The following is a 20,029-nucleotide window of genomic DNA, read 5'->3' on the forward strand; positions in this document are numbered from 1 at the left end:
GGCGGTCAGGCGTCGAGGATCGTGATGTTGCCGAAGTCGATCGCGTTCTCCGAGCGGTAGGAGAAGCCGCCGACGTCGGTGCGGAAGATCTGCGACGGCTGGATCGAGCACACGAAGATCTCCGGCGAGGACTCGACGAGGATCTGCTGGGCCTGCACCCACAGCGCGCCCGCCTCCGGGCTCAGCGGGTCCGGGAGCGCCTGGGCCTGGTCGACGATCGCGCGGAACCGGTTCGCCGAGGCGTCGTCCCAGCGGGAGGGGTTCGACGCGTCGTTGTTGGGCTTCCAGAAGATGGTGCAGGCGTACGTCGGCGTCTGCACCTGGGACCGGTTGCGGTAGATGATCGCCTGGCCCACCGCGTTGTTGCGCAGGGTCGAGAAGTCCGCGGCCGTCTTCTGGTCGATGGTGATGTCGAAGCCTGCCTCGCGGGCGTAGGACTGGATCAGCACGGACGCGTCCATCAAGTCCTGGTTGGCCGTGGACACCGAGAGCGTGAACGCGATCCGGTCGTGCCCCGCCTCGCCGAGCAGCGCCTTGGCCCGCGCGGGGTCCGAGGTCGGCGCGGGCACCTTCGACACGTCGTAGTTGCGCGTGTTCGGGTTGACGTTGCCGACCGTCGTCACGGCCCGGCCCGCATAGATCTGCTGCATGATCTGGTCGTAGGGCACGGCCAGCGACATCGCCTTGCGCACGCGCTCGTCGTCGAACGGGGCCTTGTTGGTGACCAGGGTGAGGTCGACGTACTCGATGGGGTCCGCCTCGGGCACGACGACGGCGTCGTTGTTCGCCAGCCGCGCCTGGTCGGTCGGGCGGGTGCCCTCCGCGATGTCCACGTCCCCGCTCGCCACCAGCGACGCCCGGGTGCCCGCGTCCCCGACCACGCGCAGGGTGACCTGGCCGATGGCCGGGGCGCCGTAGGCGTAGTTCGGGTTGGCGGTGAGGATCATCTCCTGGTCGGGGGTCTGCGAGGTCACGTGGTACGGCCCCAGCCCCCAGCCGCCGTTGGCCTTCGCCCAGTCCAGCGCGTACGGGTCCGCCGAGGTCGCGTGCTGCTTCAGGGCGGTCGAGTCGTAGATGTGGCCCTGCAGGTTCGCCAGCAGACCGAGGAAGGTCAGGCCGAAGCCCGGGTTGGTCAGGGTGAAGGAGACGGTGTGGTCGTCGATCTTGCTGATGGCCTGCGGGCCCGCGAACCCGCCCTGCCACACGGTCTTCGAGTAGGTGGGGGTGTTCCACTTGCGCTCGAAGGAGTAGAGCACGTCGTCCGCGGTGATGGGGTTGCCCAGCGGGCTCTGCAGGCCGGGGCGCAGCCGGAAGGTGTAGGTCAGGCCGTCGGCCGACACGTCGTAGGACTCCGCGACGTAGCCGACGTAGGTGTTGAAGTCCTGGACGACGGTGTTCTCGGTCTTGCCGGCGATGTACGGGTTGCGGACCAGGCCCGCCTGCAGGTTCGCGTTCATCTCGAACGACTCGAGGCTCAGACCGCCGCCGCCGACGACGCCGTCCAGCGTCGGGGCCAGCGCGGGCACGGCGACGACGAGGGAGCGGTTGCCGCCCCCGCCGCCGCTGCCACCGGCCGACGAGCCACCGCCGCCGCCCCCGCAGGCGGCGAGGGCCAGGAGGCCGAGGCCGGACAGGCCGCCTGCGAGGAAGCCGCGGCGGCCCACGGACCTCTGCATGATGCTGCTGCCGCGGGCGGAGTACATGGGCTGGGTCACGGGGGTTTCTCTCTTCTCCTGGTGAGGGGGCGGATCAGTGGCCCGGGGAGCGGGTCAAGCGGGTGATGACGCCGGTGAGCAGCGCCGCGGAGGCGACCGCGACACACAGCGCGAGCGCGGGGAACAACGTGGTCCACCAGCCGCCGAGCATCACGTCGGACATGCCGGTGGAGATCATCACGCCCCACTCCGGCGTCGGCGGGTTGAGCCCGACGCCGAGGAAGCCCAGGGACGCCGAGACGATGATCGAGACCCCGAAGATGTTGGAGCTGTTCTCGATCGCGGGCCGGGCGGAGTTCGGCAGGACGTGGCGCACCATGACCTGCCAGGGCGACAGGCCCGCCATCCGCGCGGCGTCCACGTAGGCGTCCCCGCGGACCTTGAGGACCTCCGCGCGGGTCAGCCGGACCTGGTTGGGCATGAGGATCAGGGCCAGCGCCACGCTGAGGCTGACGATCGACGGGCCGAACAGCCCGACCACGACGACGCCGACGATCAGCGGCGGGACGGCGTCGGTGAGGTCGGTGAAGCGGTTCATGCCCCGGCCGAGGAGGCCGCGCACGCCGCCCGCCGCCTCGTTCATGCCGAGGACCAGCCCGAGGGCGAGCCCGATGGCCGTCGCCATGATCGTGACCAGCACGGCCATGACGAGGTTCACCTGGGTGGCCGCGACGGTCCGGGAGAACACGTCCATGCCGGTCGCGTCGGTGCCGAACAGGTGGGCGCCGCCCGGCTCGAGGTTGGCGGGCGCGACCACGGTCTCCGGGTCGAACGGCACGACCAGGCGCGCGACGACCGTGAGCAGCGCGAGCAGGGCGAACGGCAGGGCGGGCAGCCACACGCGCCACCGGGTCGACGGCCGGGCCGGGGTCGCCGGAGCGGGAGCGGGCGCGGGAGCGGTCGGGACGGCCGCGAGGACTTCGGTCATGGGGCTCAGCCGTCCACTCGGACGCCGGGGCGGCGTCGGGGGTCGAGGATCATGTTCACCAGGTCGACCAGGAAGAAGACCAGCAGGCAGAGCCCGGCGATCACGACCAGGAAGCCCTGGAGGCCGACGAAGTCCAGCTGCTCCACCGAGCCGATCGCGAACTGGGCGACGCCGCCGAAGCCGAAGAGCTGCTCGATCACCACGACGCCGCCGATCAGGCCGCCGAACATGGCCCCGAGCATCACCACCGAGGACGCGCTCGCCCGCCGCAGCACCGAGAGGTGGATGGAGGTGCGGGTGGCGCCGGAGGCGACCTTGAACAGCGTTGGCGAGGCGGTGACCTGCTCGCTCAGCCCGAGGCTGAGCTGGCGCCACAGGCTCGGGGTGTGGACCAGGACGAGCACCGCGAGCGGGAGGGCGTAGCGCGCGGTGATGGCCGCGAACACCGCCCAGTCACCGGTGATCACGCTGTCCAGCAGCGGGAACCCGGTGACGTCCGGCAGCGTCATCCGCGGGTCGACGCGCCCGAGCGGGGCCGGGATGACCTGCAGGACCACGAAGAACAGGACCAGGCCGAGGATGGCGACCGCGAAGTCCGGCACGGAGCCCGCGAGCTTGCCGTAGCCGCGCAGCACGGCGTGCAGGCGCGGGCTGCGGGTGGAGACCGTGATCGCCGCCAGGACCAGCGCCAGGGCCACGCAGCCCAGCAGGCCCAGCGTCACGAGCTCCACCGTGGACGGCAGCCGGCTCATCACCTCCTCCCACACCGGACGGCCGGTGACGGGCGAGGTGCCCAGATTCCCGGTGACCAGCTGGGACCAGAACCGGCCGAACTGCGACCAGACCGAACCCGCGAGGCCCATCTGCTCCGCGGCCCGGTCGTAGTCCTCCTGTGTGAAGCCGCCGCTGGCGTCGATCCGCGCCATGACGGGGTCCCCCGGCACCAGCCGGACCAGGAAGAACGCCACGCTCGCGAAGACCGCGATGTGCAGCGGCAGCACCAGGGTCCGGGTGATCCACCAGCGGTGGCGAGCCAGGAACGAGCTCAACGGTCCTCTCCTCTCGATGCGGGCGACGGCACCGCTGCAGCCGCGGATTCTGGTGTCTGGTCGACGAGCCAGCCGCCGGAGCGGCGCAGGGACGTGACGGTCGCGGCCACGGCGAACGCGACGAGCAGGGCGGCGGCCAGGTGGAAGCCCCAGAGGGCGGCGGAGACCTGGGCGGCGGGATCGGCTCCGCGGCCGATGACCCCGTCGTAGCCCCCGATCCCGGCGCCCGCCAGCCCGGCCGCGGCCAGCAGCAGGGCGAGCGCGGCGCCCAGGGTCTGCGCGCTGTTGAACATCAGCGAGCGGATGCCGTTGGCGATGCCGCGCCGGTCCACCGGGAGCCCCCGGACGATGGACGCGGTGTTGGGGGCCATGAAGATCCCGTTGCCCGCCCCCACCAGGACGAGCCCGACCCAGAAGGCCCCGCCCGTCCCGGCCCCGGTCATCGACAGCCCGAGCAGCAGGTAGCCGACGGCGGTCAGGGCGCAGCCCGCCGAGGAGACCGCCCGCGGCGTGAGGAACCGGGCGAGGACGCCCGCGACCGGCGACGTGACGACGAGCGCGGCCGCGGTGACGGTCGCGGCGATCCCGGCCTCGACGCTGGAGGACCCGAGGACCGTCTGCTGGTAGAGCACGACGAGCACCAGCGCCGCGGCCTGCGGGAGCGCCATCAGGAAGGCGGTGGCGTAGGCCAGCGCCCGGTTGCGGTCCGCCACCAGGCCCAGATCCACCAGCGGGCGGGCGGCCCGCCGCTCCACCACCACGAACGCCCCCAGGATCGCCACCGCCGCGACCCCCAGCCCGAGCACGCGCGGGTCGGTGACCCCCCACGCGGACGACCGGTTCACCGCGAGCAGCAGGCAGGCCAGCCCGACGGCCGACAGGACGGCCCCCGGCACGTCGAGCGACTCCCCCGCGCGCCGCGCCCGCCGGTCCCGCGGGAGCACCTTCGCCGCCAGGGCCAGCGCGACGAGCCCGAACGGCACGTTCACCAGGAACAGCGAGCGCCAGCCGAGCGACTCCAGCAGCAGTGCACCGACCAGCGGCCCGAGCATCCCGGCCGCGGACGCCGTCATGATGTTGATGCTCAGCGCGCCGGCCAGCCGGTGCGCCGGGAACACGTCCGAGATCACCGCGGTCGCGCCGGTGATGATGATCGCCGCGGCCACGCCCTGCACCCCGCGCAGGGTCGCCAGGACCGCGGGCCCGGTCGCGAACGCGGCGCCGACGCTGGACACCACGAGGATCCCGAGGCCGGCCAGGTAGATCCGCCGCCGCCCGACCATGTCCGAGATCCGCGAGACCACCAGCACGGACATGGACAAGGTGAGCATGAAGGACAGCAGGATCCAGTCCGCGGTCGCCGCCGCGATCGACAGGTCCGCCGAGATGGCGGGCAGCGCGACGTTGGTGGCCGTGCTGTTCAGGAAGACCAGGAGGCTGCCGAACGTGGTGACGACGAGGACCGTCCAGCCCCGCCGCCCGGTGGGGTCGTTCCGCGCCCACGGTTCGCTCGCGAGCTCGCTCACGCGGACACGTCCAGCAGGGGCCGGGGTCCGCGGCGGTACGCGTCGAGGAGCGTGACGGTGTACGGGTGCGTCGGGGCGTCGAGCACCTGCTGGGTCGGGCCGTGCTCCACGACCTCGCCCCGGCACATGACCAGCAGCTCGTCGGCCACGAACGCGGTGGCGGGCAGCCCGTGCGAGACGAACCCCAGCCCGACCTCCTCGGACTCGCAGAAGTCCCGGATCATGTTCAGCACCGCGCCCTGGACGGACACGTCGAGCGCCGAGACGACCTCGTCGCACAGCAGGATCCGGGGCTTGACGACCAGGGAGCGGGCCAGCGCGAACCGCTGCCGCTGGCCGCCGGAGAGCTGCGCGGGGTAGCGCTCCAGCATCCGGCGCTCCAGCTTGAGCAGGTCGAGCACGGGCAGGATCTCCGCCTCGGCCGCGTCCCGGTCCAGCCCACGCAGCACCCGCAGCGGGGTGGCCACGGCGTCCCGGAGGGTGCGCCGGGGATCGAAGCTGGAGAACGTGTCCTGGGCGACGTACTGCACGGTGCGCCGCAGGTCGCGGGTGCCGGCGCGGCTGCGCAGCAGCTGCGCGACGTCCGCGCCGTCGAGGGTGACCCGCCCCTCGGTGGGCCGGTCCAGCCCGACGAGCAGCCGGGACAGCGTCGACTTCCCGGAGCCGGACTCCCCCACGATCCCCAGCGACGTCGTGGAGGTGATCTCCAGGTCCAACGGCTGCACGGCGACGTGCCGCCCGAAGCTGCGGCTCATCGCCTCGGCACGCAGCGAGACCGGCTTCCTCATGCCGACACCTGCTCGAACTCGGCGCGGACGGTGTCGGGGTCGGGGGTCGCCCCGGCGGCCCGCTCCTCGGCGATCCGGTCGAACTCGGCGCGGGCCTCGTCGGACAGGCTCGGCAGCCGCCGCAGCCGGGAGGACTCCAACGTGGGCACGCACTCGGTGAGGGCGAGGGTGTAGGGGTGGGTGGCGTCCTCCTCGACGTGCTTCGCCCGGACCACGTCGACGATCCGCCCGTGGTACATCACCACGATCCGGTCCACGTACATCCGGCACAGCTCGATGTCGTGGCTGACCACCAGCAGGCCCGCGCCGGTCCGGTGGGTCATGTCCAGCAGCAGGTCCATGACGTCCCGGCTCAGCGAGGCGTCCAGGGCGGAGGTCGGCTCGTCCGCGATGAGCAGCGTCGGCTCGCTGCACAGCGCCAGCGCCAGCATCACGCGCTGGCGCATGCCGCCGGAGAGCTCGTAGGGCCGCAGCTTGAGCACCCGCTCGGCGTCGTTCCCGATCCCGCCGAGCCCGACCTTGCCCAGCCACTCGACGGTGAGCGCCCGCGCCTCGCGCCGACCCACCCGACGGACCCCCCGCAGGACGTCGGTGAACTGGGACCCGATGGTCGCGACGGGGTCCAGCGACGTCATGGCGTCCTGGAACACCATGGACATGCCCGGCGTGCGCTGCGGGACCAGGTGCTTCTGCACCCGCACCACGTCCTGCCCCGCGAACCGGAAGGACTCGTAGGTGCGCTCGGTGTTCTCGAGTGGCAGCAGCCCGGCGACGGCGAGGGCGAGCGTGGTCTTGCCGGAGCCGGACTCCCCCACGATCGCGACGTGTTCGCCGCGCTCGATGCGCAGGGAGGCCCGGTCGACGGCGGGGTCACCGCCGCCGTAGCGGACGGTCAGGTCGCGGACGGCGAGCAACGGCTCGTCTGCGGGGGTCTCGGGCACGGATCTCGTCCTTCGTGGTCGCGGGCGCTGTCAGAACTCGAGCAGGTTGTCCCGGAAGCGGGAGTGCGTGTACTCGGTCCGGGTGAGGCCGCGACGCTGCAGCGCGGGGACCAGGCCGTCGGCGATCTCGCTGACGTACCGGCGGTTGAGGTCGAAGTTCGCGATGAGGAAGCCGTCCCCGCCGACCTCGGCCATGACCTCCTCCATCTTCGCCGCGACGGTGTCGGGGCTGCCGACGAACTCCATCGTGGACAGGGACTTGCGGAGGAACTCCCGCGGCGTCTTGCCGATGGCCTGCGCCAGCATCTGCTGATGGCCGTTGGTCTTCGCCGTGTCCGGGATCGGCTCGTCGAGCGGGAACTGCGCGAAGTCGATACCGGAGTGCCGGGACAGGTGCAGCAGGCCCAGCTCGGGGTGGGCCTCGGCGAAGGCGACCTGCCGCGCGCGCTTGGCCTGGGCCTCCTCGTCGGTCTCCCCGACGACCGGGGAGGCCATGAACAGCACCTTGACGTCGTCGGGGTCCCGGCCGTACCCGGTGGCCTGCGCCCGGATGTCGTCCCGGAACCGCTTCATCGCCGCGGGGCCGCCCTCGACGCCGGAGATGACCGAGTTCGCGGTGCGCGCGGCGAACTGCTTGCCCCGTGCCGACCCGCCCGCCTGGGTGAAGACGGGCCTGCCCTGCGGCGACTGGGGCGCGTTCAGCGGCCCGCGGACCTTGAAGAACTTGCCCTCGAAGTCGATCGTGTGGACCTTCTCGTAGTCCGCCCACACGCCGTGGTCCGCGTCGAGGGTGACCGCGTCGGCGTCCCAGGACTCCCAGAGCCTGCAGCTGACGTCGAAGAACTCGTCAGCGATGTCATAGCGCAGGTCGTGCTCCTCGAGCAGGTCCTTGCCGTAGTTCTGGGCGGCGCGGTGGCTCGACGAGGTGACGATGTTCCAGCCGGTGCGCCCGTTCGACATGTGGTCGAGGGTGTTGATCTTGCGGGCGAGCATGTACGGGTGGTACTCGGTGACCGACAGCGTCGGGACGATGCCGATCCGGCTGGTCAGGTGGGACATGATCGGCGCGAGCACCGTCGGGTCCATCTTCGGCGTGGCCGTGGCCGAGGACAGGTAGGCCTTGGAGTTCGAGCCGTACGCGTCCGGCACGTAGGACGAGTCCTCGATGATGATGTAGTCGAAGCGGGCCCGCTCGAGGGCCTGGGCGATGTCGACCCACAGCTGCGGGCTCGCCCAGTCCCGGCCGCCACGGCCGGACCAGGTCTTGTTCCACGACTTCACACCGAAGCCGCCCGCGCCGAACCAGGCGAGGTGGAAGGGGTTGGCACTCACTTCTCGCGCTCCTAGAACTGGAGGAGGTTCTGCTTGAACAGGTCGTTCGGGTAGTCGCTGCGGATGAGCCCGCGGCGGCGCAGCTCCGGCGCCAGCCCCGAACAGATCTCGTCGATGTAGCGGCGGGTGTGGGACAGGCCCGTCTCCGCCCGGATGAGGAAGCCGTCACCGCCGACGCGGGTCACGATGTCCTCCATCTGGTCGGCGACCTCGGACACCGTGCCGACGAGCAGCGGACCCAGCCGCAGGCGCTCGCCGAGCGACTCGCGCAGCGTCTTGCCCTCGTTGCGCTTCATGAAGTCGTCGAGCACCGACTGGTGGCCGTTGGTCTTCAGGTCCTGCGGCATGGGCGCGTCGAGGTCGTACTGGAAGAAGTCGATCTCGGTGACGGCCGCGGTCATGGCGAGGGTCTGCTCGATCTGCAGCGGGTCGTCCATCCCGAAGACCCGCTGGTAGGCGGCGTGCGCCTCCTCCGTGGTCTCGGCGATGATCGGGGCGGCGTGGAACAGGACCTTGACGTCGTCGGGGTTGCGGCCGTGCCGGGCGGCCCGCTCCCGGATGTCCGCCCGGTAGGCGGCCATCTTCTCGACGTTCGGGTTGGTGGCGACGATCGCGTTCGCGTGCTTCGCCGCGAAGTCCCGGCCCTTCGGCGAGCCGCCCGCCTGGCAGAGCACCGGGTGGCCCTGCGGGCCCGCCGGCATGTTCAGGGGGCCGCGCGAGGCGTGGTACTTGCCGCGGTAGTCGATCCGGTGGACCTTCGTGTGGTCGGCGTAGTGCCCGGTCTCCCGGTTCATCACGATGGCGCCGGGCTCCCAGGAGTCCCACAGCGCCTTGACGACCTGCACGAACTCCTCGGCGATGTCGTAGCGCTCGTCGTGCGGGGGCAGGGCGTCCATGCCGTAGTTCTGCGCGGCGATGTCCTCGGAGCTGGTCACGATGTTCCAGCCGACGCGCCCGCCGGTGAGGTGGTCCATCGTGGCCATGACCCGGGCGAGGATGTACGGCGAGTAGAACGACGTGGACCCGGTGGCGATGAAGCCCATGTGCTTCGTGGCCCTGGCCAGGATCGGCAGCAGCGGGAACGGGTCCAGCTTGGGGCTGTGCAGGCTGTGCTTGAGGTCCTGCTCCATGGTGCCGCCGAGCGCCTCGGACACCATGGTCGAGTCCTCGAACATCATGAAGTCGAAGCCCGCCCGCTCGAGCTGGCGCGCCATCGACACGTAGTACTCGCCGGTCATCCACTCCGTGCCCGTGTCGCCGCCGAAGGTGGAGCGCCAGGCGGGGGCGGTGAAGGAGGTGAACCAGGCCAGGTGGAAGGGGGGCGTGCTCACGCGACCACCGCCACGCGGGAGTCGAGCGCGGACAGGCCGAAGTGGCTGGTGATGGTGGACCCCTCGTACTCGGTGCGGAAGAGACCGCGTTCCTGCAGGATCGGGACCACGCCGTCGACGAACGCGTCGATGGTCTGCGGCAGCAGCGGCGCGACGAGCGAGTAGCCGTCGCAGGTGCCCGCCTCGAACCACTCCTGCATCACGTCGGCGACGTGGGTGGGGGTGCCGGTACTGACGAACTGCATGTTCGCCAGCCCGCCGACGTAGGAGCGGTAGGCGACCTGCGCGATCGTCAGGTGCTCCTCGCGCGCCATCCGGGTGAACAGCGTGGCCTGGCTGACGCTGGCGCTCGTGACCTCGGGCAGCAGGTCGAAGGGCAGCGGACCGTCCGGGTCGTGCGCCGACAGGTCGTACTCCAGCAGGCCGGACAGGTGCGCGACCACGTCCGCGCCCTCGGCGTGGTGGGCGTCCATCGTGGCCTGCAGCTCGGCGGCCTCCTCCGCGGTGTCGCCGAGGAAGGGCGCGATGCCCAGCAGCACCTTGATGCTGTCCGGGTCCCGGCCGTAGGCGACCGCGCGGGCCTTGATGTCCTGGTAGTACTCCTGGGCGCGGTCGATCGTGGAGCCGCCCGCGTAGATCGCGTCCGCCCAGCGGGCGGCCAGGTCGCGGCCGGCGGGCGACGAGCCCGCCTGCACGATCAGCGGCCTGCCGTGCCGCGGCTGCCGGACGTCCAGGGTGGCGTCCACGTCGAAGAAGCGCCCACGGTGGGCGACCCGCGCCCCGGCCGCGTCCGCGGTGGGGGCGTTCGCCCACAGCTTCGTGACGACCTCGATGAACTCGTTGGACCGCTGGTAGCGCTCGTCGTGCGGGAGCTGGCCCGCGCGGTGGAAGTTGCGGGCCGTCTGGTCCCCGGTGGACGCGACGTAGTTGATGCCGAGCCGCCCGCCCGTGACCGCGTCCACCGAGGCGGCCCGGCGGGCCACGTCGAAGGGCTCGTTGTAGCTGGTGGACAGCGTCGCGATGATCGCGATGTGCGCCGTCTCGGTGGACAGGGCCGCCGCGATCTCCAGCGGGTCGATGCGGGTGGTGGTGGAGCTCGACCGGCCCCAGCCGTGCACCGGGGTGTCCGCGATGAAGGCCTGGTCGAACAGCCCGCGCTCGGCGGTGCGCACGACGTGCCGGTAGGTCTCCAGGTTCGGGATCCGGCTCACGTCGCTGACGGCGTGCCGCCAGCCGCCGGAGTGCCTGCCGTACTCGGTGAGGTTGACGCTGAGGTGCATCTTCGGGCGGGTCATGCCGCGCGTCCTCCCAGGGTCAGGGTCAGGCCGAGCGCCGCCGCGAGGGTGTCGCCCGGGCTCCGGGCGGCACCGAGCGCGACCGCGAGTGCGCAGGCCTCGGGGACGGTGTCGGTGGTGGCGTGCAGGGCGAGGCCGTGGGCGCCGGTCGCCGCGCGCAGCCGCTCCGCCTCGTCCGGGGTCGTGTGGGCGGGGACGGCGCGCAGGATCAGGGGGGCCGTCGCCGCCGCGGCCGTGGTCGGGTCCGAGACGATCGCGACGTCCACCGACGGGAGCAGCGCGGCCTCCGCCGCCTCGTCGAACCGGGCGAACAGCACCGGGCGGCGCTGCGGCGAGGGCGGCACGTCGAGCGGGCCCTCCACGCGGAAGGCGAGCGAGCGGTAGTCGATCCGGTGGATCCGGGCGTCGTCCTTGTAGTCGCCGCTCGCCTTGTCCGGGTACTGGGCGCCGTCCTCCCAGGAGTCCCAGAGCTCCAGCGCGATCTCGGCGTACTCCGCGGCCCGGTGCAGCTCGACGCCGCGCCCGCCGGTCGAGCGCCAGTCGTAGGCCGCAGCCTCGGAGGCCGCGCTCCGGGTGCGCAGCAGCCAGCCGGAGCGGCCGTCGGAGAAGTGGTCGACCGTCGCCAGCCGACGGGCGAGGTGGTAGGGGAAGCCGTAGAGCGCGGAGTTGGACGCCACCAGGCCGATCTCGGAGGTCGTCGAGGCCAGTCGCCCGCACAGCGTCGTCGACTCGAAGGCGGTCGCCTCGCCGGTGTCCGCGCCGTCGAGCACGCAGACCGCGGCGATCCCGGCCGCCTCCAGGGCGGCCACGGCGGACTCGACGCCCGCGAGGGTGTCGTCCGGGCGCAGGGCCAGCTGCACGATCGTGATCATCAGAACGCCATCAGGTTGTCGCGGAGGTGGTCGTGTTCGTAGGCGGTGCGGGTCAGCCCGCGGCGCTGGAGCTCGGGCACCAGCCCGTCGCAGACCTCGGTGACGTACCGCCGCGAGAAGTAGCTGTTGACCAGCAGGAACCCGTCCCCGCCGACCTCCTGCATGACCTCGTCCATGTGGGCGGCCACGTCGTCCGCGGTGCCGACGAAGGCGTTCGACCCGGAGTTGAGCGGGTTGCCGCGGATGACGTCGGCGAGCACCCGGCCCTGCCACTGGGCGACCATCGACTGGTGCCCGTTGCTGACCAGGGTGTCCGGCAGCGGCTCGTCCATCGGGAACTGCGAGAAGTCGATCCCGGACTGCCGGGACAGCGAGGCGAGCTGGTACTCGACCTCGTTGTCGTCGATCTCCAGGCTGCGCCGGTAGCGGTCCTCGGCCCGCTCCCGGGTCTCGTCGACCGTCGGCGAGACGAGAAAGAGGATCTTGATCTGGTCCGGGTCGCGGCCGTGGGCGGCGGCCGTCGCCCGGACGTTGTCGCGGTAGGCCTTCATCCTCTCCGGCGTGGAGGCGGACGCGATGATCGTCTCGGCCCAGCGGCCCGCGAAGGCCTGGCCGCGGGCGGAGCCGCCCGCCTGGCAGATCACCGGCGAGCCCTGCGGGGATCGCGGCGCCGACAGCGGGCCCCGGGAGCGGTAGTAGCGGCCCTCGTGGTGCAGCGGATGGACCTTGTCGCCGTCGGCGAACACGCCCTTCTCCAGGTCCAGGACCAGCGCGTCGGGCTCCCACCCCGCCCACAGCCCGTGCGCGACCTCCAGGAACTCGTCCGCGCGGTCGTAGCGCTCGTCGTGCGGGTACTGCTTGTCCCGGCCGTAGTTCTGGGCGCCGCCGTCGTTCGACCCGGTGACCACGTTCCAGCCGATCCGACCCTCGCTCACGTGGTCGAGGGTGTTCATCTTGCGGGCCAACATGAACGGGTGGTACTCGGTGGTCGAGCAGGTGACCACGATGCCGAGCTTCTCCGTCGCCGCGATCAGGTACGGGGCGAGCACGGTCGGGTCGAGCTTCGGGGTGTCCACCGAATGCCGCAGGTAGGCGTGGTGGCTGCCCTGGTAGGTGTACGGGACGTTCGACGAGTCCTCGATCATGAAGTAGTCGAAGCAGGCCCGCTCCATCGCCCGGGCGAGCTCCACCGCGGTGTCCGGCTTGGTGAAGCGGGCGACCGCGGACTTCGGTCCGGCCCACTGGTGCTTCCACGCCTTCGGACCGAAGCCCTTGGAGTAGAACCACCCGAGGTGGAAGGGTCTGGCGCTCATCTGTTCGTTCCTTCTCAGAAAGCTGTTCAGAAAGCCAGGAGGTTCTCGCGGAAGGTGTCGAACTCGTACTCGGTCCGGGTCAGACCCAGCCGCTGGAGCTCGGGCACCAGCCCGTCGCAGATCTCGGTGACGTACCGGCGGGAGAAGTAGCTCTCGTTGAGCAGGAACCCGTCCCCGCCGACCTCCGCCATGACCTCGCGCATCTCGGCGGCGACGCTCTGCGCGGTGCCGGTCAGCGGCACGCACTCCAGGTGGCGCTGGTAGCGGAGCACGTCCCGGAGGACCTTGCCCTCCATCTGCGCGACGCTGGACTGGTGCCCGTTGGAGGTGAGGGCGGGCAGCGGCTCGTCGAGCGCGAACTGCGCGAAGTCGATCCCGGAACCGCGCGAGAGGGCCGCGAGACCGAACTCGACCTCGCTCTCGGCGAAGTCCCAGCGGGCCTTCCGGCGCTCCTGCGCGGCCTCGATGGTCTCGTCCACGATCGGCGAGATCAGGAACAGGACCTTGATGCCGTCCGGGTCGCGGCCCGCCGCGGCGGCCTGGGCGCGCACGTCCTCCCGGTAGGCCTTCATGGCGTCCACCCCGCGGGCGGCGCAGATGATCGTCTCCGCCCAGCGGGACGCGAACGCCCGACCCCGCCCGGACCCGCCCGCCTGGCAGATCACCGGCGCGCCCTGCGGGGAGCGCGGGGCCGACAGCGGTCCGCGGGAGCGGAAGTAGGTGCCCTCGTGGTGCAGCGCGTGCACCTTGTCCCCATCGGCGAACACGCCCTTCTCCAGGTCGAGGACCACCGCGTCCTCGTCCCAGCTTCGCCACAGGCCGTGGGCGACCTCGAGGAACTCGTCCGCCATGTCGTAGCGCTCGTCGTGCGGGTACTGCCTGTCCCGGCCGTAGTTCTGCGCCCCGCCGTCGTTCGAGCCGGTGACCACGTTCCAGCCGATCCGGCCGTCGGTGGTGTGGTCGAGCGCGTTCATCGCCCTGGCCAGCATGAACGGGTGGTACTCGGTGGTGGAGCAGGTCACGACCACGCCGAGCTTCTCGGTGGCCTGGGCGATGAAGGGCGCCAGCACCATCGGGTCCAGCTTCGGGGTGTCGACCGAGTGCTGCAGGTAGGCGTTGTGGCTGCCCTGGTAGGTGTACGGGACGTTCGACGAGTCCTCGATCATGAAGTAGTCGAAGCCCGCCCGCTCCATCGCCCGGGCCAGATCCACCGCCGTGTCGGGTCGGGTGAACCTCGCCACCGCCGCGCGCGGACCCGCCCACCCGTGCTTCCACGCCTTCGGACCGAAGCCCTTGGAATAGAACCAACCGAGGTGGAACGGCGGGGGACTCATACGATCATCACCGGGCTCTTCGTGGTCGTTCGGGGGACGACCAGAACCGTATGGAGCGAGTATTGCCGCGCGGTGACGTCGAGGGTCAAGGCGCAATTACGCGGGGTCACGCAGCCGTGCGACAGCTCGTCTGCGCAGGTCACCGGGCTGCCGCCGCATCCGGCTCGCCACCGCGGGCCCGGTGGCGCGGGGGTGCGGAGGCCCCCGGGGCGACCGCGTCGTGACCGGCCCCACAGCCGCGCGGGCCGCTCCCCCGCCGCCGGACGCGGGACCGCGCAACGAGGTGTTCACCGTCCGGTGACCACCGCGGCACGGCGCCGACGAACCATCCGAACGTGTGCCCCGACGCGGTGGCGGACCCTGGTCCGGTCGAGGCGCGCAGGAGGACGGATGACCACGGCGGAGGAGCAGTACCGGCGGGCGACGCGGGAGCGGGCACTGCGCCAGCACCGCGTGCGGCTCCAGTCGGTCGCCGGGGTGCACGCCGCGCTGCGCTCCAGCCTGCGCACCGGTCTCATCGAGGCGGACGAGCGCCTCGACGAGCACACCCTGGTGGACCGCTTCTCCGTGAGCCGCAGCGCCGTCCGCGCGGCGCTGGGTCTGCTGGTGGAGGAGGGCATCGTGTCCCGCTCCCCGCGGGCGGGCACGGTCGTGCGCGGCGACCTGACCGACGTGCGGATCGACAACGGGGTCGGGTGGAGCACCACGACGGGGGACGTCTTCCGGTGCGAGGTGCTGGAGCGCCGCTGGGTGCCGGCCACCCCGCTGACCCGCCACCACCTGTCCCCGGACGCCGAGGCCGTGCACCTCACCGAGCTGGTGCTGCTCCGCCACGGCGGCCCGGCGTTGCTCTACGCCCGGTTCAGCCTGTCCGGCGGCGTGGACCGCAGGCTCACGATGACCTCGGCCGAGACCGCCTCGTTCGGCGACGATTTCGCCCGCGTCTACGGCAGCCCGCTCGGCCAGGTCGGCTGCTGGCTCGAGGCGGTGGAGGCGGACGAGAAGGTTGCCGCGCAGCTGGAGGTCCCGGTCGGCACCGCGCTGCTCGTGAAGTCCCGGGTGCTGTGGAGCGCGGACGGGCTCCCGCGGGAGTTCAGCGTCACCCACTACCCCGCGACCCACACCACCCTGTCCACGGAGTTCCGGCCCCGGCTGCGGATCCCGGTGCCGCGCCGCGCCCGCACCGCGGTCGAACCCGTCGAGCCGGGTGTCGTCGGGGCGCGCCAGTCCGCGCTGTCCGTGCACGCCGAACTGCGCGCGGCCGTGCGCGAGGGGCTGCTGCCGGTCGGTGACCGCCTGAACGAACAGGAGCTCGCCGACCGGTTCGGGGTCAGCCGCAACTCGATCCGCCGGGGTCTGGCGCAGCTGGCCGTCGAGGGCGTCGTCCGGCGGGCGCCGCGGACCGGCACGGTCATCGAGCGGCGGATCGCCGACCTGCCGCTCGACACCGGCCGCGGCTGGCACCGCACCGAGGCCTGGCGCTACCGGGCCGAACGGCTCGCCGTCGCCACCGTGCCGACCCCGCCGTTCCTCTCCCGGATACTGAGCACCTCCGAACCCGAGGTCGCGGTCACCGAGTACCGGATCCTGCGGGACGGCAGGCCGTTCGGCGTGTACCTGCTCTACTCGCGGGCGAGCCTGCCCCACCGCCCGCTCAGCACGGACTCGCCCGTGGACTTCGACGAGCTGTTCGCCCGCACCCACGGCTCGGCGGTCGACCGGATCGACTCGACGGTGCACGCCGTGCGCGCCGACGGGCGCACCGCGCGGCTGCTCGACGTCTCCCCCGGCACGCTGCTGCTCCTGCGGGAGCGGGTGCTCGTCGACGAGCAGGGCCGACCCTGCGAGTTCAGCCACGGGTACTTCCCGGCCGCCGATCTGAGCCTCTCCACCCGGACCCCCGTCCGCGGCACCCCGGCGGCGTGACGTCCGGTCGGGTCGGCGCGGGTGAACCCGGCCCGCGTACCCTGACGGCGTGATCGTCCCGGGAGGAGAGAGTCGTGTTCGCTGCAGGTCTCATCGGTAAGGCCGCGGGCCTGGTCGGCAGTGGTCTGGTGGGTGCGGCCGCCTACGACGGGGTGAAGCGCGTGGTCCGTTCGGGCGCGGTGCGCGGCGCCGCGGTCACGGTCACCGCCTGGGGGCTGCGCGGCGCCCGCGCGGCCGAGACCGGGGCCGAGCGGGCCCGGCTGGCCACCGCGGACATCGTCAGCGAGGCGCGCGCCAAGATCGGCGAGGAGGCCCCGGTGCCCGGGGCCGCGCACGTCCACGACCACGACCACTGAGGACCACCGAGGTGCAGGTCCTCTCCGACGCCGCGGGACGCGCCCGGTTCGCCGTCCCCGAGCTGCGCGGACGCGCGTCGCTCTGCGTGGCGGTGGAGGACGCCGTGGACGCGGTCGGCGGGGTCCGCCAGGTCCATGCCTACCCCCGGACCGGCAGCGTCGTGGTCTGGTACGACCCGGCCCGCTGCGTCCGCGCGGAGCTGCTCGACGCCGTCGAGAAGGGCTGCGGCGCCGATCCGGAGGCCACGGCGGCCCGCGCGCCGCGCTCGGCGGACGTCCGCAACGCCGACCTGGTGCGGCTCGTCGTCGGCGGGGTCGCGCTCGCCGCGCTCGGGGTGCGCCGCTACGGCCTGCGCCGCCCGCCGGTGCTGGGGCCGACCAGCCGGACCGTCGCCACCGGCGTCACGATCTTCACCGGCTACCCCTTCCTGCGCGGGGCGCTGCGCTCGCTGACCGGCGGCCGCGGGGCGGGCACGGACGCGTTGGTGTCCGCGGCCACGGTCGCCTCGCTCGTGCTGCGCGAGAACGTCGTCGCGCTGACGGTGCTCTGGCTGCTCAACATCGGCGAGTACCTGCAGGACCTCACGCTGCGCCGCTCCCGGCGGGCGATCTCCGAGCTGCTCACCGGCGCCCAGACCCGCACCTGGACGCGGCTGGCGGACGGCACCGAGATCGAGATCGACATCGACGACGTCCGGGTGGGCGACGAGGTGGTCGTCCACGAGCACGTGGTGCTGCCGGTGGACGGCGAGGTCGTCGAGGGCGAGGGGGTCGTCGACCAGGCCGCGATCACCGGCGAGCAGCTGCCCGTCTCCGTCGCCCCCGGGGTGGCGCTGCACGCCGGATCGGTGCTGATGCGCGGGCGGATCGTCGTGCGCGCCACGGCCGTCGGCCGGGACACCGCGATCGGCCGGATCATCGACCGCGTCGAGTCGGCGCAGTCCGACCGGGCCCCGATCCAGACCGTCGGGGAGAACTTCTCCCGGCGGTTCGTGCCGGCGTCGTTCGCCCTGTCCGCGGTGACGTTGCTGCTCACCCGGGACGTGCGGCGCGCGATGACCATGCTGCTCGTCGCCTGCCCCTGCGCGGTGGGGCTGTCCACCCCGACCGCGATCAGCGCGGCCATCGGCAACGGCGCCCGCCGCGGCATCCTGATCAAGGGCGGCGCGCACCTCGAGGCCGCGGGCCGGGTGGACGCGGTGGTGTTCGACAAGACCGGCACGCTCACCCTGGGCCGCCCGGTGGTCACCAACGTCATCTCCTTCGACGACGCCTGGTCCCCCGAGCAGGTCCTGGCCTACGCCGCCAGCTCCGAGATCCACTCCCGGCACCCGCTCGCCCAGGCCGTGATCCGCTCCACCGAGGAGCGCCGGATCGAGATCCCGCCGCACGAGGAGTGCGAGGTGCTGCTCGGCCAGGGCATGCGCGTGCAGTCCGACGGCCGCACGCTGCTGATCGGCAACCGCGCGCTGCTGCGCGAGATGAAGGTCCCGGTGAGCCGGGCCGCGTCCGGGTGGGTCACCAGGCTGCAGAAGCGGGCCGAGACGCCCCTGCTGCTCGCCGTCGACGGCAGGCTGGTCGGCCTGGTGTCGCTGCGGGACACCGTGCGCGCCGAGTCCCGCGAGGTGCTCGACGCGTTGCGCGCGGACGGCGTCCGCCGAATCGTGCTGCTCACCGGCGACAACCCGCAGACCGCCGCCGCGGTCGCCGCGGAGCTCGGGATCGGCGAGTACCGCGCGCAGGTCATGCCCGAGGAGAAGCAGGACGTCGTCCGGGCGCTGCAGGCCGAGGGCCACACCGTCGCCATGGTCGGGGACGGCACCAACGACGCGCCCGCGCTCGCGCTGGCCGACATCGGCATCGCCATGGGCGTCGGCGGCACGGACGTGGCGGTGGAGACCGCGGACGTCGCGCTCGCCGGGGACGACCTGCACACCCTGCTCGAGCTGCGCGACCTCGGCCGCCGCACGATCACCCACGTCCGGCAGAACTACGGCATGTCCATCGCGGTCAACGCCGCGGGCCTCGCGGTCTCGGCCGCGGGCGCGCTGTCCCCCGTGGTCGCCGCGATCCTGCACAACGCGTCCAGCGTGGCCGTGGTCGGCAACAGCTCCCGGCTCATCCGGTACCGGCTGCCCCGCTGACCGCGGGCGGCTGGCCCCGGGGTGGGGTGCCGGGGGTCTCGGGGGCCAGCGGGAGGACGGCGCGGACGACGAACCCGTCGTCCGCCGGGCCGTGGTCGAGCTCCCCGCCGACGGCCCGGATCCGGTCGGCCAGACCCGCCAGACCCGCGCCGCCCGCGCCGAGGCCGCGCACCGGGGCGCGGGCGGGGCCGCTGCGGACCTCGACCCGCACGACCCCGGGACACCAGGAGACCTCCACCCGCACCGCGGAGCCGGGAGCGTGCCGGGCGGCGTTGGTGAGCGCCTCCTGCACCACCCGGTACACCGCGTGGTCGGGTGCCTGCGGGAGGGGGCGCGGGTCGCCGACGGTCTCCCAGCGGACGTCCAGGCCGTTGCGCCGGGCGCTGTCCACCAGCTCCGCGAGGTCGCCCACCCCGGCGCTGTGGGCCGGCCCGAGCAGGCCCAGCGCGCTGCGCATCTCGGCGAGGGCCTCCTTCGCCTGGGTCCGCAGCCGCTCCGCGGTCTCCCGCACGTGCGGGTCCTCCGAGGAGGCCGCGAGCGCCGCCGCGCCGACCGCGATGAGGGTGGCGTGGTGGCCCACCGCGTCGTGCACCTCGCGGCCGATCCGGGCGCGTTCCTCGGCGCGGGCCGCGGCCTCGCGCGCGACGACCATGGCCTCACGGGCGCTCTCCAGCTCCCGCAGGCTGGCCGTGAGCCGGGCCCGGGCGGCCTCGAACAGCCCGAAGCCCAGCGGGCTGGCGGCCGAGAGCACCGCGAAGACCACGCTGAGCACGGTCGACTGCCAGGTCAGCGACTCGCGCAGCTGCACCGGCAGCACCGCGGCGAGCACCACGAGCACGAACCACGGGACGGTCGCCACCGGCCGGGTGCGGCGGCCGAGCGCCCAGAGGGTGACGATCTGGACCGGCCAGCCCAGCCCGCCCGCGATCCCGGGCAGCGAGACGATCACCCCGAGCGGCGCCCAGAGGTGGCGCAGCGGCAGCAACGCACACCCGACGAGCCCGGCGAGCAGGGACCAGGACGTCGGCCCCGGGGCGGCGAGCAGCACGAACGCCGCCGACGTGCCCATCGCCAGGACCTCCAGTCCCACGACCCGCACCGGCGCACCCGGCCGCCACACCCCCCGTGAGTGGCGATGGTCGCTCTGGCGACCATCGCCGCTCACGGGGTGGGTGGGGT

The 20,029-nt window shown here is 72.8% G+C and carries 16 protein-coding genes; 3 read left to right on the forward strand and 13 right to left on the reverse strand.

Features of this window, described 5'->3' with window-relative positions:
• Positions 1 to 5: 5 nt before the first annotated feature.
• From BLS43_RS17825 to BLS43_RS17880, 12 genes are read right to left on the reverse strand one after another with little or no spacing between them, the layout of a single operon-like run.
• Positions 6 to 1,715 (reverse strand): ABC transporter substrate-binding protein, encoded by a 1,710-nt coding sequence (locus BLS43_RS17825; RefSeq protein ID WP_143030100.1) that lies wholly within the window; start codon positions 1,713 to 1,715, stop codon positions 6 to 8.
• Positions 1,716 to 1,749: 34 nt separating this feature from the next.
• Positions 1,750 to 2,643 carry an ABC transporter permease gene (locus BLS43_RS17830; protein WP_093086149.1) on the reverse strand — a complete coding sequence of 298 codons (894 nt, stop codon included), beginning with the start codon at positions 2,641 to 2,643 and terminating at the stop codon, positions 1,750 to 1,752.
• A 5-nt stretch (positions 2,644 to 2,648) separates the two neighbouring features.
• Positions 2,649 to 3,692, reverse strand: a complete 1,044-nt coding sequence (locus BLS43_RS17835; protein WP_093086152.1) for an ABC transporter permease — start codon at positions 3,690 to 3,692, stop codon at positions 2,649 to 2,651.
• A complete protein-coding gene (locus tag BLS43_RS17840) occupies positions 3,689 to 5,218 on the reverse strand; it encodes an MFS transporter (RefSeq protein WP_176921396.1) in 1,530 nt (509 codons plus the stop codon). The genes BLS43_RS17835 and BLS43_RS17840 overlap by 4 nt, the downstream gene beginning before the upstream one ends.
• Positions 5,215 to 6,006 carry an ABC transporter ATP-binding protein gene (locus BLS43_RS17845; protein WP_093086158.1) on the reverse strand — a complete coding sequence of 264 codons (792 nt, stop codon included), beginning with the start codon at positions 6,004 to 6,006 and terminating at the stop codon, positions 5,215 to 5,217. The genes BLS43_RS17840 and BLS43_RS17845 overlap by 4 nt, the downstream gene beginning before the upstream one ends.
• On the reverse strand, positions 6,003 to 6,947 hold the full coding sequence (locus BLS43_RS17850) for an ATP-binding cassette domain-containing protein (RefSeq protein WP_093086161.1): 945 nt from the start codon (positions 6,945 to 6,947) through the stop codon (positions 6,003 to 6,005). Before BLS43_RS17850 ends, BLS43_RS17845 begins: the two co-directional genes overlap by 4 nt.
• Before the next feature lie 30 nt (positions 6,948 to 6,977).
• Positions 6,978 to 8,279, reverse strand: a complete 1,302-nt coding sequence (locus tag BLS43_RS17855; protein ID WP_093086164.1) for an NtaA/DmoA family FMN-dependent monooxygenase — start codon at positions 8,277 to 8,279, stop codon at positions 6,978 to 6,980.
• 11 nt (positions 8,280 to 8,290) lie between these two features.
• The gene (locus tag BLS43_RS17860) at positions 8,291 to 9,610 is read right to left on the reverse strand and encodes an NtaA/DmoA family FMN-dependent monooxygenase (RefSeq protein WP_093086167.1); all 1,320 of its coding nucleotides are present in this window, start codon (positions 9,608 to 9,610) and stop codon (positions 8,291 to 8,293) included.
• A complete protein-coding gene (locus BLS43_RS17865; protein WP_093086170.1) occupies positions 9,607 to 10,905 on the reverse strand; it encodes an NtaA/DmoA family FMN-dependent monooxygenase in 1,299 nt (432 codons plus the stop codon). Before BLS43_RS17865 ends, BLS43_RS17860 begins: the two co-directional genes overlap by 4 nt.
• Entirely contained in the window at positions 10,902 to 11,777 is an 876-nt protein-coding gene (locus BLS43_RS17870) for an LLM class flavin-dependent oxidoreductase (RefSeq protein WP_093086173.1), read from the reverse strand. The genes BLS43_RS17865 and BLS43_RS17870 overlap by 4 nt, the downstream gene beginning before the upstream one ends.
• On the reverse strand, positions 11,777 to 13,090 hold the full coding sequence (locus BLS43_RS17875; RefSeq protein WP_093086176.1) for an NtaA/DmoA family FMN-dependent monooxygenase: 1,314 nt from the start codon (positions 13,088 to 13,090) through the stop codon (positions 11,777 to 11,779). The genes BLS43_RS17870 and BLS43_RS17875 overlap by 1 nt, the downstream gene beginning before the upstream one ends.
• Before the next feature lie 26 nt (positions 13,091 to 13,116).
• Positions 13,117 to 14,424, reverse strand: a complete 1,308-nt coding sequence (locus BLS43_RS17880) for an NtaA/DmoA family FMN-dependent monooxygenase (RefSeq protein WP_093086179.1) — start codon at positions 14,422 to 14,424, stop codon at positions 13,117 to 13,119.
• 390 nt (positions 14,425 to 14,814) lie between these two features.
• Between BLS43_RS17880 and BLS43_RS17885 the strand changes: the two genes are divergently transcribed.
• The 3 genes from BLS43_RS17885 to BLS43_RS17895 all read left to right on the forward strand — a co-directional run bounded on the left by BLS43_RS17885 (position 14,815) and on the right by BLS43_RS17895 (position 18,850).
• Complete coding sequence (locus BLS43_RS17885; protein WP_093086182.1) at positions 14,815 to 16,350, forward strand: GntR family transcriptional regulator; 1,536 nt, start codon at positions 14,815 to 14,817, stop codon at positions 16,348 to 16,350.
• A gap of 74 nt (positions 16,351 to 16,424) precedes the next feature.
• A complete protein-coding gene (locus BLS43_RS17890) occupies positions 16,425 to 16,706 on the forward strand; it encodes a DUF1490 family protein (RefSeq protein ID WP_093086185.1) in 282 nt (93 codons plus the stop codon).
• An 11-nt stretch (positions 16,707 to 16,717) separates the two neighbouring features.
• Positions 16,718 to 18,850 (forward strand): heavy metal translocating P-type ATPase, encoded by a 2,133-nt coding sequence (locus BLS43_RS17895; protein ID WP_093086188.1) that lies wholly within the window; start codon positions 16,718 to 16,720, stop codon positions 18,848 to 18,850.
• Here the strand turns inward: BLS43_RS17895 and BLS43_RS17900 are convergent.
• Positions 18,825 to 19,949 (reverse strand): sensor histidine kinase, encoded by a 1,125-nt coding sequence (locus BLS43_RS17900; protein WP_143030102.1) that lies wholly within the window; start codon positions 19,947 to 19,949, stop codon positions 18,825 to 18,827. The genes BLS43_RS17895 and BLS43_RS17900 overlap by 26 nt on opposite strands.
• Positions 19,950 to 20,029: the final 80 nt, after the last annotated feature.

This window comes from Pseudonocardia oroxyli (assembly GCF_900102195.1).
Classification (GTDB): Bacteria; Actinomycetota; Actinomycetes; order Mycobacteriales; family Pseudonocardiaceae; genus Pseudonocardia; species Pseudonocardia oroxyli.

What these genes read in the sequence shown, in the direction of transcription:
- BLS43_RS17830 (WP_093086149.1), bottom strand. Translation starts at nt 2,643, where the DNA reads ATGACCGAAGTCCTCGCGGCCGTCCCGACCGCTCCCGCGCCCGCTCCC.
- BLS43_RS17845 (WP_093086158.1), bottom strand. Translation starts at nt 6,006, where the DNA reads ATGAGGAAGCCGGTCTCGCTGCGTGCCGAGGCGATGAGCCGCAGCTTC.
- BLS43_RS17865 (WP_093086170.1), bottom strand. Translation starts at nt 10,905, where the DNA reads ATGACCCGCCCGAAGATGCACCTCAGCGTCAACCTCACCGAGTACGGC.
- BLS43_RS17870 (WP_093086173.1), bottom strand. Translation starts at nt 11,777, where the DNA reads ATGATCACGATCGTGCAGCTGGCCCTGCGCCCGGACGACACCCTCGCG.
- BLS43_RS17875 (WP_093086176.1), bottom strand. Translation starts at nt 13,090, where the DNA reads ATGAGCGCCAGACCCTTCCACCTCGGGTGGTTCTACTCCAAGGGCTTC.
- BLS43_RS17880 (WP_093086179.1), bottom strand. Translation starts at nt 14,424, where the DNA reads ATGAGTCCCCCGCCGTTCCACCTCGGTTGGTTCTATTCCAAGGGCTTC.
- BLS43_RS17885 (WP_093086182.1), top strand. Translation starts at nt 14,815, where the DNA reads ATGACCACGGCGGAGGAGCAGTACCGGCGGGCGACGCGGGAGCGGGCA.